At 37.1% G+C, this 15,300-nt stretch carries 5 protein-coding genes; all 5 read left to right on the top strand.

Translation table 11 applies throughout. From position 1 onward, the window contains the following. On the top strand, nucleotides 1-240 hold a 240-nt coding region (locus AB1414_04930; protein ID MEW6606790.1), incomplete at its 5' end, for a hypothetical protein. A 398-nt stretch (nucleotides 241-638) separates the two neighbouring features. Further along, nucleotides 639-2,072, top strand: a complete 1,434-nt coding sequence (locus AB1414_04925; protein MEW6606789.1) for a radical SAM protein — start codon at nucleotides 639-641, stop codon at nucleotides 2,070-2,072. A 104-nt stretch (nucleotides 2,073-2,176) separates the two neighbouring features. Next, entirely contained in the window at nucleotides 2,177-3,544 is a 1,368-nt protein-coding gene (locus AB1414_04920) for a FecR family protein (protein ID MEW6606788.1), read from the top strand. A gap of 211 nt (nucleotides 3,545-3,755) precedes the next feature. Further along, entirely contained in the window at nucleotides 3,756-5,417 is a 1,662-nt protein-coding gene (locus AB1414_04915) for a hypothetical protein (protein MEW6606787.1), read from the top strand. A 277-nt stretch (nucleotides 5,418-5,694) separates the two neighbouring features. Continuing rightward, a partial coding sequence (locus tag AB1414_04910) for an Ig-like domain-containing protein (GenBank protein MEW6606786.1) occupies nucleotides 5,695-15,300 on the top strand: 9,606 nt, incomplete at its 3' end.

Here is a 15,300-nt window from a genome sequence, read left to right as displayed (position 1 = left end):
CCTTATTATACCGGTTATCGCTATAGTTGTGAGCAAGAAATGGGAATTATTGCCGCACGACTTAAGATTAAAATGGATAATAACTATCCTGTAAATGTTGATACTTATGTGCCAGGGGCAAGGTTTAGAGATGCCTTTGGGGTTATTTTGCTGGGAATTATTGCCTTTTTAAGGGTAAAATTTAAGATACAGAATAAAAGATTTAATTGGAAAATAGAGAAAATCCTATCGCCTCTGTAAAGTTACCTACATTAAAAAAATGTAAGCGTTCAGCCACAGAGGCACAGAGTTCACAGAGAATTAGGAAAATTAGCCACAAATAGACACGAATTATAACACTTATTAATCGAAATTTGACATAGATATGACTCTGAAATTCCAAATCACAAATTCCAAATTCCATTTAGTGAATTAAGCGAATTAGCGAATTAGTAAAATCTAATCTCTAATTCACTAATCTCTAATTCGCTTTTTGGTATGTGGAATTTGGTGCTTATTTGAGATTTGGTGCTTGGGATTTTGGATTTTTTACTTATCCACTCTGAGTAAAAATTTGACTAATAACTGCTATATTCCCTCTGTGTTCTCTGTGACTCTGTGGCTATATCCCTGAACGGTTACAAAAAAAATTGACTTTTGTGAAAATCTATGATAAATTAGGTAATATGAAGGTTTTGTTAATCAATCCCACATTAAAAAATATGATTACTACTTGTTTGCCCAAATATGTCGAAGAGGAGAGAGGATTTTATCCACCACTTGGTCTGGCATTGATTGCTGGCTATCTGGAAAACCACACACCATTTAAGGTAGAAATTATTGATGCCTTAGCCGAAAACCTGAACTCACAGGAACTACAAATTCAAATTCAACAAGCCTCCCCAGATGTCGTGGGTATTACTACAACTACCTTTACCTTGATTGATGTCCTTAATATTGCTAATCTTGTCAAAAATGTGAATAAAAACATTTATGTCGTTTTAGGAGGTCCTCATTGCGGGATTTATCCAGAAGAAACTTTATCTCAAGAAAGTGTTGATGCAGTGATAATTGGTGAAGGAGAGATTAGTTTTTGTGAGTTGGTCAAACATTTAGCTGATGACAAATCCCAAATTAAAGGGATAGGATTTAAAAGTAATGGAAAAATATTTATCAATCCTTCTCAAGAATATGTTCAGGATTTAGATATCCTGCCGTTTCCCGCAAGACATCTACTTCCTCTAAATAGATACTATTCTATTCATGGCCAAAGAGAACAGATGACGACTATGTTTTCTTCAAGAGGGTGTCCGTATAATTGTTTATTTTGTTATCATGCCTTTGGCAGAAAAGTCAGGTTTCGTAGTCCAGAGAATGTCGTTGATGAAATTCAAGAAATCCTTAATCTGGGGATAAAAGAGGTATTTTTCTTCGATGACCTGTTTACGGTTAAAAAAGATATGGTTATGGGGATATGTGATGAGATAATGAAAAGGAAGTTAGAGGTAGTCTGGGAAATTCGAGCCCGAATAAATACGGTAGATAGAGAGATGCTCCAAAAATTAAAACAGGCAGGTTGTATAAGAGTATCTTATGGGGTTGAGGCAGGAACTAATAGAATCCTTAAGGTGTTACGCAAGGGAATAACTACAGAGCAAGTAATAGATGTGTTTAAACTGACTAAATCCACGGGGCTTATTACCTATGCGGATTTTATGATTGGCTCACCGAGTGAAACTAAAGATGAAATTTTACAGACAATCCACTTTGCCCAAAAAATTAACCCTGATTTCGTCCAATTTACGATTACTACCCCATATCCCCATACCGACCTCTATCAAGCAGGATTAGATAAGAAAATATTTAAAGAAGATTATTGGTTAAAATTTGCACAATATCCTGCTAAAGATTTCATTCCGCAGGTCTGGAACGAGAATTTAAGTTATGATGAACTAATAGAGTTATTAAACTATGCCTATAAAAGTTTTTATGTGAGACCTCAATTTATCCTCAAACGGATGTTAGGCTTGAAGTCGTTAAAAGATTTCCTCCGCTATGCCAAAGCCGCAGTCAGGGTGATGAAGAGTAAATAAAATAGTTGACAATATTAAAATTTTGTGGTATATTATTACTCCATGATATTTAATTTTAGTAAGTGAGTTATTTTGACGATATATATCTATTAGAGGAGGAAGGGATGATGATGTATAAAAAACAATTTATTTTTATGGTAATATTTTTGAGTTTCCTTTCAAGTTTGGCATTAGCAAATAAAGATTTAGGAGTGACTATTACTAAAGTGAGCGGTGAGTGCGAGGTGTTGAAGGCAGGGGAGGTGAAATGGATTAAGGCAAAAGTGGATATGCGACTTTATATCAACGATAGAATCCGCACAAAGTTTATCTCTCAAGCCACCATTGAATTTGGCGATGGCACGACAATTGAGATGAATGAAAATACAACGATTGATATTAAGGAATTATTTGAAGAAACCCAGACGGGTAAAACTAAATCGGAAATGAAACTCTGGCTGGGTAAAATCTTAGGCACAGTGGAAAAGCTAAAAACCAGGGACTCAGAGTTTAATATTCAGACACCAGTAGCGATAATTGGTATTCGTGGCACTAAACTTGAGGTAGAAGTAGGCAAACAAGGCGAAACTACCTGTAAAGTCCATACAGGTGTGGTTAGAATGCGTGGTCTGCAAGAGCCAGAAGATAAATGGACAACGATTAGAGAGAAAGAAAAGGCATACTGTATTACCCCGAATGAGGTTACACCGCCGGAGATATTTATACCTCTGGAAGAAAAATTACCTGAGTTTAAACCATTACCTGCACCAAAACTCTATGCCCAATTCCCAGGCGAAAATAAACCCTTTATCAATGAAATCCCAGATGTAACTGTTTTTATCTCTCCTCCACCTATCCCTGTAAATATAAATCAGATGCCCGCTTGCTTTTTAGAGATTGGAGATAACAGACCCATCGAATTACCCAAAGGGATAACCAAATATCGCTTCAAACCCTTTTTGAAACCAGGACCAAATGAATTAGCCATTAAAGCCTATTATGAAAAAGGAGAGGTTGGGGCGGTGGTTGTCCATTTCCCTTTCTTTGACCCTATTTCACCGATTATCCAGGACTGGAGAATAGACCCTAAAATCCCAGACCCATTAATAAAGAAGATAAAAGATGCCTGTTACGAGAATAGGAAATTTGAAGGAACGGAACCAGTGCCAGTATCTATATTTGTTAGAGCCACGGATTTAGGAAGTGGAGTCAGGAATGTTATTCTCAATCTCAATGAGAAAGAGATGAAAAAAATAAAAGAGGATTATTATGAAGGATTTTGCTTTTTAAAGGTAACAATAATAGTTGAGTCACCAAAACCAGGAGAATATAAAGTAAGAGAAGTTAAGTTATTAGTAGATTTAAACTTAATGGTAATAGATAAGGCTGAAAATGAGTCCACAGAGATTATGGACCCAAGAAAGATAGAAAGGGAAATTCACCGTAGATTACAAACAAGGTTAAATCAGGAAGTAAATATTGTAACATTTTAGCCATCTGAAGTGAAATTCAGGTAATCAGTTATCGGTCATCAGGTTATCGGTAAAGAGAAAAGATCAATTGGTTGTTACCGATTACCGATTACCTGATTACCGATTACCTTGCACTTCATTTAGGTAAATAGTTACATAGATTTTAATTTTTTCTCTGCGTCTCTGTGTCTCTGCGGTGAACAGTTACATTTTTAGCATGGAGGTGTTTTTTATGCAAGTGAATAAATTATCATTTATCATTGGTGGAGTGCTACTTAGTTTGGTGCTTTTTTCACAAAATGTTCTGGCAAAAAAAATCGATTTAAGTGGCAATACGGCAATATCTGTGACTCAAACTAATATCAACAATAAAACTATTGAAGATATACCACCTGATTTAACTGTAGGGGTAGAATATCTGGTTAATGGTAGATTTCTAAATTTAGACCTTAATAGCGCAATTGAACTTAAGTTTAATAACCGCGATGATGATTGGGATGAGATAGTTAAATCATTCACCTTTGGTCTTTCCAGGACAGGGATGATATTTGAGTTAGGCGATGTATATGAGGAAATATCTGATTTTACACTATCTGATGATGTCAGTCCAAAATTTGGGTTAAAATTTAATCGTCGGATTAATTTAGGCGAAAAATCAGAATTTATGCTTATCGGTGGTCGCCTACAAGAGGCATCGGTCTATGAAATTGATGAAGATGAAGATGGTGTCCTGGATGCAAATGAAGATAAAAATGGAAATGAGCGATGGGATTATGGATATACTTATTATGACCAGTGGCTGGGTGGGATGAGATTTTCTTCATCCCCAACTAAAAATACATTTTTGGGTATAACCTATCTTAAAATAAATGATGATAAGGATTCAAGAGAAGAACGAGGCACCGCTACGACCCCTCCCATTAAAAATGATGTAGTGGCAATAGATAGCGCAGTTTCCTTTTTTAATCATTTCTTAACTTTATCTGGAGAATTAGCCAGAAATAGTTATGAAGAGGTAGGAAGCCCTACAGCCCACGATAAGGCGTATAAAGTTAGTTTAAAGGCAGATAAAAAGAAATGGAACTTTGAAATGGGATATGATTATATCGGAACTGATTATTTTAGTGCAGGTAGTCCATATTTAGAAAAAACGGATACAAAAGGATATTTTACCACCGCTGAATGGTTACCAAATGAAATCTATAGTTTTATTTTAGAAGGTGAAATTTATGAAGATAATTTAGAGAATGATTCAGTATACCCGATTACCAAAACAAAGGTTATTAGCACCATATTTGAACTAAAACCAGAAAAATATCCACAAATAACGCTTGAATGTAAGTTGACCGATGAATTAAGTGATAGATATACCGACTCGTATCCAAAACTTGATAAACTCACAAAAGAAATATCATTAGAATTAAGTCACTCTATCGAAGAGACGGATTTGGTGCTTGATTTACAGAGGTCGGATATTGATGACAAAAGCTCAGATTCTTATGGCACTGAATATGAGGATTATAAATCCGATGTCCTTTCTTTGACACTGGATACAAAATTTGCCCAAAAATTCACCCTCGCTAACTACCTTTCATATACCAAAAATAAAACTGGTAATGAAAAAGATGATACCTTGAATACAACTATTGATTTAATTTACGATATTATCCCCCAAAAGTTGATATTAAAACCTGGATATGAATTTGAGGAATATCGGATTGAAAAAAACTGTAGTAGTAAAGAATGGACAGCAAAATTAGCGGTAGATTATTATCGTTCTTTTACCTCGCAATTTACCTTTTCCTATGAGTGGATGAAAAATAAGGATAAAGAGAACCCGGCAACTGATTATAAAGCAGACCGGGGGATGATTAAATATACGAAGATGTTTTGAATAAAGAAGATAGAATGCAAGATTTTTTTACGCAGAATTTTTTTTGTTTTAAAATCTGGGTTATCTAAAATATTTTTAACTTTTTTTAAAAAAATACTTGACAAAATTGAGATTATAGTGTAAAATTTTCACATCTCACTTCTAATTGAACTTCTTAGGTGTTAAAATAATAGACGCGAGAGGGGAGGGGTGAGATTTTTTTTTAGAAAGAAGGGTTAGATTTGTCTAAATTGTCCGACTGGTCACAATAATCTAAATCTTAAGGAGGAATCTTTTTATGAGTATTAAAAATTTAATAAAGGAAGGGAGTAAAATGAGGAAAAAACTAATAAAAATAAACTTTTCTTGGGTGCTTTTATTAACCATGGGCTTAAGTTTTGGGCTGTTGGAAGAGGTATATGCCGCTCCTCAACTTAGACAGGAATTAAGATCTGGCGGGAAGATGTATCTGAAGTGGGATATAACTAATGGAGCAACATATACATTGAAAAGGGCGATAAATAGTGATCCAACATATTGGGATAGCTCCGCAGCGGCAACAGTCACTACATTTTGTGCTACCTACACGGATACTATTGTAATATACGATGAGGAGACTGGAGGTAATGGTCAAAATGGTGCTTATTACCGGTACAGATTAAAAGAGGAAGGAGGAGGTTGGTCTAATATGACACTTGGGTATCTTGATAGAGATAAACCTAATTCGATTGCTGACCTTATTGCTACTTCACAAGCTCAACAAAATTCCATACAACTTCAATGGACATCTCCTTTAGACCCACCATTTAATGGTCAACAGACTCCTAATGGTTCTCAACTCTACTATATGATATATCGAAAGGCAAAAGCAGGAAAATTGGAAAATGGTGAGATAAATAATAATAATTTGCTTGCCGTAGTTAAGGCAATAAATCCTCATAATAATTCTGCTCTTCAGCAATTTACATGTTATGATGCTAATGGCACGGGTACTATTCGTGATGTCAATTGGCAATATTATAGTTGGGTAAATCCTAACATGGGTGTTCCAGATAAGGCAACTCAATATGCCTACGCAGTTATAACCGTAGATACTGCTGGTGTCTGGACTACTAATACTACTACTTATTATCCCTTAGGGACACCAGGGACACCAACAGGTAATGTTTCTGAGATCTCTGGTGCTGGCCAGGCTACTACTGATTTAAAAGGTATAGTTTCTATTCTTGACCTGACAGGTGTTGGGACAGGTTCTGGAGGGGTGGGTTCGATTACTTTAAATTGGTCTGTGGCTACAAATACATTAGGGATAGGTTATTATTTTGAGATACATCGTAAACAATTGCCTGGTACTTTAACCCAAGAATTTATAAATACAGGTAATTATCTTATTGGGACTACCACTGATACTTCTTATGAAGGAAGTGTTACTTCAGGATTATGGTATTCTTTTGCAGCTATAATAGTTGACCCGTCGGATGGAATAGAGAAGTCGCCTATATCTAATGACCTCGTCATCTTAGGAGACTGGACACCTCCTGAAGTTAATATTACAAATGTTACACCTACCTATACCGAGTCACCTGGGACAATAACTGTTAGCTTTACCTACACTGAATTAAATCCAGATAAATATATCATAAATATATATAATGATGAGATGGGAATAAATAGTATTGGCTCTTTTACCTCAACCCTTACAATTCCTAATGATGGCACCCTAACTATTACAGGTACTGTGACGATAGATGGAGTTGATGGAACTTACTCTGTTAAGGTAACGGTTATTGATGAAGGGGATAATGAAGGTGAATCTATTAGGGATAGTGCAGTGGTAGTAGATACTATAGCTCCAACAGTAAGTGTAAATGAACCAGCGGTGGATGTATATCGTAAGAATAACGGGATTGTCACTGTTTATTTTACATATAGTGAGCCTAATCCAGTTACTTATAGTCTTCGAATTTATCAAGGTGCAATTGAAATTGGTTCTGATACAGGTGGTTTGACTATTCCAGATGGTTCAAAGACTGTAGATGTCCAGGTATCTGGAGCTACAGATGGAACATATTCAGTTCAGATAAAGGTGACAGATACACTTAATCATTCCGGGTATGGTACTGCCACTGGCTTAGTAGTCTTAGATAATAAAGCTCCTGAAGTGGATGTGACAGAACCATCTGTTGATGTATATCGAGAAAATGGTGGTACAGTTAGCGTTACTTTTTCTTATAGTGAGTTAAATCCTGCTACATATACTATTACTATTTCTGGTATTGGAGGAACAGTTGGTTCTGCTGAAGGAACATTAACTATACCAGATGGACAAAAAACAGTAGATGTTCAGGTATCAGGAGCAGATGGTACTTATTCTGTTTCAGTTACTGTTACTGATAAGGTAAATTTAAGTGATTCGGGAACAGCTCTTGGTACAGTAACTTTAGATAATAAAGCTCCAGAGGTAAATATTACATCGCCACTTGGGGGGACTATTTATACCCAAACTCCAGCAACTATTACTGTTACCTTTACCTATGTAGAAGATAATCCTGCTACTATCACTGTTACAATTGGTACAACTACTGTGATTGGTAGTGCTACGGGCACTCCAGAGAGTGCAGTTGTGCAAATATTAGATGGTTATGGAACTGCTTCAGTATATATTCCAGATCCTCCTACCCCAGCCAATGGTACATATAATGTGAAGGTTGTTATGAGTGACAGGGTAGGAAAAACTGATGAAGATGAGGAATTGGGCGCGGTTTGGGTAGATAATACAGTTCCAGGTACCATTACTATTGTGGCAGTACTTACTAATGGAAATGAGGAAAATATAACTGGAACTATATCTGTGGGTGGAACCGTAACTATTAGAGCAACTGCACAGGATGATGAAACTGGAATTGATAAGGTAGAATTTTACTGGGGAGATACTTTGCTTGATACCAGTGGAACAAATAGTTCACCTTCAAAACTTGGAACGCATACTATTGTGTGGAATACAACTGGTGATGGAATAAAAGACCTATTTTGCATTGCATATGACCAGGCAGGAAATACAGCTACATCACCTGCGATAGTAACAGTAGTTGATAATCAACCGCCACAGATAAATATTATTTCACCTACTACACAAGATAAAGTCTATCAGAAGGCTGAAGGGACAGTTACAGTTGTATTTATCTATACTGAGGTTTATCCCGCTACATTAACAATAACGATAAACTCACTTATTCATGGAGAGCTTACATCAACACAGACTACTAATCTATTGGCAGGTACAGATGCAAGAGCTACTTATACATTAACATTTACTGGGGCGGCTAATAAGGAAGGGACATATACTGTAAGTGTCTGGATGAGTGATAAAAGTATAGGGTCAACTACTGATACTGAAGAAGAAGCAGTGATAATAGACAATACTGAGCCAGCGATGACTATTGTATATCCTACAGAGGATAATTTAGCTTATGCTACTAATACAGATATTGTTATAGTAAGATTTACATACACTGAGGCTAATCCTGATATAGCGGTGGTATATATTGGGACATCTTCTTATCTGTTTGCTGGGACAAATACTAATCTTCCTCCCGGAACCGGGACTACCATAGGGACAGTTAGTTTACTTTTTAAAAATCTTCCGGAAGGAACATATTCCATGCAAGGATATATGATAGATAAATGTGGGGTGGGAACATGGACTGATGTTATCTGGGGAGTGGTGGTGTTAGATGATACTCCACCAATAGTAGAGATAACTGATCCCACTACTTTAAATAAGGCGTATAAGAAAGGTACAGACTCAGTTGTTGTAACATTTAGCTTTACTGAGAAATATCCAGGGACACTTACGATTAGTATAGAAGGTACCACATTTTCTACTCAAACTGTCTATCCTTCTACCTCAACACCAGCACAGATACCAACAATTGGCTCTTTAACACTACCATTTGAGGGATTAATAGATGGAGCCTATTCATTATTTATAGAATTACAGGATAAGGTAGGTAAGATTGGAACAAATAGTCAGACAGATGCGTTAATTATAGATAATATCTTACCAGAAGTAACAATAATTAATCCACTTGGTAGTTATACTACTACTCCTGATAATAGAGTAGTGATATTTACTTATACTGAGCAAAATCCTGATTTTGCAACTATTACTATTACTGGAGTAGCTACTGAGACTGTATTTGCTACAACGACTACTACATTTTATGGAAATTGGGGACAGGGAACAATAAGTATACCCGCCGGTAGTGGTACTCTTGATGGCACCTATACGGTAGAAGTGACTTTAACTGATAAGATAGGAAACAAAGACACTGATACTAAAGATGAGGCATTAACGATAGATGATACTGCACCAGCGATGACTATTGTATATCCGACAGAGAATAATTTAGCTTATGCTACGGGGACAGATATTATTGTACCCAGATTTACATACACTGAGGCTAATCCTGATATAGCGGTGGTATATATGGGTACATCTAGTTATCTGTTTGCTGGAACAAATACTAATCTTCCACCCGGAGATGGGACTACCATAGGGACAGTTAGTTTACCTTTTAAAGATCTTCCAGAAGGAACATATTCTGTAGTAGGAACGATGACAGATAAATGTGGTTTGGGAACTCAAACTCCTGTTATCTGGGGTGTAGTAGTTGTAGATACTACGGGTCCAAGTGTAGAGATAACTGATCCTACTACTTTAAATAAGGCATATAAAAAAGGTACAGATTCAGTTCTTGTAACATTTAGCTTTACTGAGAAATATCCAGGGACACTTACTATTGGTATAGGAACTATTTCTACACAAATACTTTATTCTACTTTTACTACTTATCCTGCGACAATCACACAGTATCCACCAGCATATAAGGGTTCTTTGACTCTACCATTTGAGGGATTAGCAGAAGGAACTTACACATTATTTATAGAATTAACGGATAAGGTAGGGGCGATGGGTACAAATAGTCAAGCAGATGCAGTAATTATAGATGATAGTGGACCAGTGGTAACAATAATTAATCCACTTGGGAGTTATACTACTACTCCTGTAAATAGAGTAGTTCTTTTTGATTATGTTGATGCATCACCATTTGTTTATGCGACTATAACTATTTCTGGAATAGCTACGACGACTGTGTTTTCTACAGTGACCATGTTAGAAGGGCGGGGAATGGTAACTATTCCGGCTGGTAATGGAGACCTTGATGGAACTTACACAGTAAAAGTAGAAGCAGTTGATACACCAGGGAATGGAGGAAGTAAGTCTGAGGATAGTGCTTTAACAATAGACGATACTAAGCCAGCGATGACTATTGTATATCCTACCGAGTATAATTTAGCTTATGCTACTGGTTCAGATACTATTGTACCCAGATTTACATATACTGAAGCTAATCCTTATGGAGCGTGTGTAGGTATAGGTACATCTACAATCATATTTAGGGGGCTAAATTTTAATCTTCCACCCGGAGATGGGACTACCATAGGGACAGTTAGTTTACCTTTTAAAGATCTTCCAGAAGGAACATATTCTGTAGTAGGAACGATGACAGATAAATGTGGTTTGGGAACTCAAACTCCTGTTATCTGGGGTGTAGTAGTTGTAGATACTACTGGTCCAATTGTAGAGATAACTGATCCTACTACTTTAAATAAAGCATATAAAAAGGGTACAGATTCAGTTGTTGTGGAATTTAGTTTTACCGAGAAATATCCAGGGACACTTACTATTGGTATAGGAACTATTTCTACCCAAATACTTTATTCTACTTTTACTACTTATCCTGCGACAACCACACAGTATCCACCAGCATATAAGGGCTCTTTGACTCTACCATTTGAGGGATTAGCAGAAGGAACTTACACATTATTTATAGAATTAACGGATAAGGTAGGGGCGATTGGTACAAATAGTCAGGCAGATGCAGTAATTATAGATGATAGTGCACCAGTGGTAACAATAATTAATCCACTTGGGAGTTATACTACTACTCCTGTAAATAGAGTAGTTCTTTTTGATTATGTTGATGCATCACCTTTTGCTTATGCGACTATAACTATTTCTGGAATAGCTACGACTACTGTGTTTTCTACTGTGACCACTTTAAAAGGGCGTGGGACGGTAAGTATTCCCGCTGGTAATGGAACTCTTGATGGTACTTATACAGTAGGGGTAATTGCTGTTGATACACCAGGGAATGAAGGAAGTGCTTCTAAAGAGAGTGCTCTAACTATAGACGATACTAAGCCAAATGTAACATTACTCTATCCTACGAATGGAAATCCTTTCTATGGCAAAGCTAATGGGACTTTTACTATTACTTTTTCGTTTACTGAAGAAAATTATGGAACGAGTGTAGTAATAATATCGACATTTGATGGAACCGTACAGACAACAGTAAGTACAACCGTTGTAGAAGAAATTGGAATGGGCAGTGCAACATTTAATTATAATAGTGCAAGTGAAGGAACATATTCTGTTAAGGTAGAGATGATAGATATAGTGAATAATTTAGGTACTGATACTCAAAGAGAGGCGATTATAATAGATACTACAGACCCGGTATTAAATATGATTTCTCCCGCTACAGTAACCTATACTATGGAAACAGATACGGTTGAAGTAATATTCACATATACAGAAATACATCCGGGAACTACTACTGCAGAATTAATAGGTACATCTGGGGCTACTTTTGCATCTACATTTACTACTATTTTAGCTCCAACTGGGACAAATACCTCTTTGCAAGGAACACTTACACTTGAACTTGAGAGTATATCTGATGGTACATATTCCATACGACTGACAATGTTGGATAAGGCGAATAATAGTACAGCTACTACACATCCAGATGCGGTTATAATAGTGGATACTATTTCTCCAGAGGTAACTATTATTTCACCTACTACAAATAGTCCTGCTTACGGTACTGGAACTGGTTCAATAGAGGTAGTTTTTACATATACAGAGGCAAATTCAGAGATAGCTACTGTAACTATTGTGGGTCAAGGAATATCTACTTCTACTACCAATTTAGTGGGAGGACCTGGTGTACATCAGGGTACTGTAACCCTGCCATTTACAGGTCTATCAAATGGAACATATTCACTAAAAATAGAATTAAGAGATATACCTGGTAATGTAGGTAGTAGTACTCAACAAGATGCACTTATTATAGATGGACAGCCACCTATTGTAACTATTATTTCACCAACAGGTTATGGGACAAAGACATGGGCTTGTGAAGGTGGGCAGATTGAGGTTGTATTTTCATATACCGAGCAAAATCCAGCTATGTTTACGATTTTGGTTTCCAGTCTATCTTTAGGAGGAATTGGTACATTTACTGTAGTTGGTGGTATTTCAGGTGGAACAGATTGTGTCAGGTCTGAGATTGTAACTTTAGATAGTCCTGTTATGCCAGAAGGGACTTACACTTTATTCATAACGATGATAGATATGTTAGGAGGTATAGGATTCGCAGCTACTGACTCAGCTGTGTGGATTGATACAACTAATCCTGAAACGCAAGGTACAGGGACGGATATTAGTTCACCTGATTGGGGTGCAATGGTACCAGTAGAACCTGGAACTATATCAGGTGTTATAGGAGATGGAGTTACCAACCCATTATGGATGAGTGGAGTAAGGAAAGTAGTGGCGTACTTTATACATGCAGGGAGGAATATTCCGAGTAATAGTCCACCTAATTACCCCTATGACTCAGAAACAGACTCAGCCTTTTTAGCTCTTAATCCTATATTTATAGGTAGTTATACTGTTTCTGAAATACCTGCACCTGCGCTCGCAACTTATTCTATCAATTGGGATCCTACCAGCTTTCCACCAGGTGGGTTCTGGATTGTAACATTTGTATATGATGAGGCAGGTAATGTGTATGACCCATGGTTACCTGGCGGAATACGAGATGTAACACCACCAGAGCAGATTAAGGATGTTCTAGGGAAATCACCACAAGGAACAACGGATGTTGTATTGGATTGGACACATAATTGGATACCTTCTGATAATTCAGGTAGTATCTGTGGGTATCGAATATACGCTGTTCCAGATGATGGTGATCCTTACAATTCACCACCTGCAGCACCGGATAAAGGTGCAGTGGCTAATTTTGTACCAAGTGGAACATATACTGTGTGGCGATACAATGTGAATGCAACAGGTAGATGGTGGTTTTGGATAGCTGCGGTAGATGAAGAGATTATATATGATGGTGGTGATTCTGTAATTGAAACATACCCACAAATAGGATATGATGATACATTTGTAGCATCAGGAACTGGGTCTCAACCAGGAGCGACATATACAACTATTATTGAGCCAGGATTAAATAAATATATTAATTCTATCCCTGGCGATATTGATGGAGATGGGGAAGTGGAATATCCAGGTACTGATGATAGAGGACCAAATATAGCTCTACTTTCACCGCCAGTATTAGTGTATATAAATGATCTTATTGCTCCACCTGTTGTGACTCAATTTAATGCGACTACTACAACTAATTCAAGAGTTTTATTACAAGGAACACAAACTACTAAGAATAAGAATATAGATAATGATATGATGGATTATTACCTCGTCTATCGTAAGACACAAGGAACTAACTTATTAGATGGCGATTTAATACCTGCTAATCAAATAGCAGAAGTAGATTATGACCCGGTTAATATTACTGAGGATTTACCAGGTACATATACCTATCACTTCCAATACACTGATTCTGCTGTTACTGTAGGAAAGACCTATGCCTATGCAGTTATAGCGGTAGATAGAACAGGTAATAAGAGTGCTATTTCTATTGGGGTAAATACAGTTGTGACAGTACTTGATACTACACCACCTGATGCAATTAATACTTTAGCTGCTCAACCAATTGCAGGAAGTAGAACGGTGAAATTGACATGGTTAGAACCAACAGATAATGTAGGAGTAACACTATATACTATTTATCGAGCGACATCTCCTATTTATGCTACATCTACTGCTGATGTTAGAGGGACAACTACTACTCCTGGATATGATGATATTGGAAGTCCGTCAGATGAAGGAAAGACTTTCTATTATGCTGTTATAGCCAAAGATGGGGCAGGTAATGAAAGTAATGTTTCAAATAGTCCATCAGCTACAGTAAATGATGTTACGGCACCTACTCCGGTATTTGGTTATAACCCAAGTTCACCGAAGCAGGATGAGGTAGTAACCTTTGATGCGAGTGGGTCGAATGATAACATAGGTGTAGTGAGTTATTACTGGGGCTTTGGAGATGGAGCAACGGCAACAGGTATGGTGGTAAATCATAGTTATGCTAACATTGGGACATACACAGTGACCTTGATGGTTAGAGATGAGGCAGGGAATAGTAGTTCGACAAGTCAGGATGTAGTAGTAGGAGATTCACAGAAGCCAGTAATATCAGGGTTAGCGAATAGGAAAGGAAACACAGGGGATATGGTATCAGTACCAGTGACAGTAACAGACAATAATGAGGTAGCGACAGTGACGGTACGTTACAGTCAGGATGGGAATAACTATTCGACATCTACAGTAGGAAGTGGGAAGAATTGGAATTGGACATTTACATTTACTGCGACAGATACGAGTGTAAGTGATATAGAATATCAGGTAGAGGCAAGTGATTATGATGGGAATACATCAGTTAGCGGTAAGTGGTATATAAAGATAACAGATGATGAGAATCCAGTAGCGGCGTTTGGCTATACTCCGAATCTACCGAAGCAGGATGAGGTAGTAACCTTTGATGCGAGTGGGTCGAATGATAACATAGGTGTAGTGAGTTATTACTGGGGCTTTGGAGATGGAGCAACGGCAACAGGTATGGTGGTAAATCATAGTTAT

The sequence above is a fragment of the bacterium genome (assembly GCA_040755795.1).
Taxonomy (GTDB): domain Bacteria; phylum UBA9089; class CG2-30-40-21; order CG2-30-40-21; family SBAY01; genus JBFLXS01.
Note: the sequence above shows the minus strand (reverse complement) of the source record. Positions and strands in the feature narration are given on the sequence as shown.

What these genes read in the sequence shown, in the direction of transcription:
- AB1414_04920 (MEW6606788.1), top strand. Translation starts at nt 2,177, where the DNA reads ATGATGATGTATAAAAAACAATTTATTTTTATGGTAATATTTTTGAGT.
- AB1414_04915 (MEW6606787.1), top strand. Translation starts at nt 3,756, where the DNA reads ATGCAAGTGAATAAATTATCATTTATCATTGGTGGAGTGCTACTTAGT.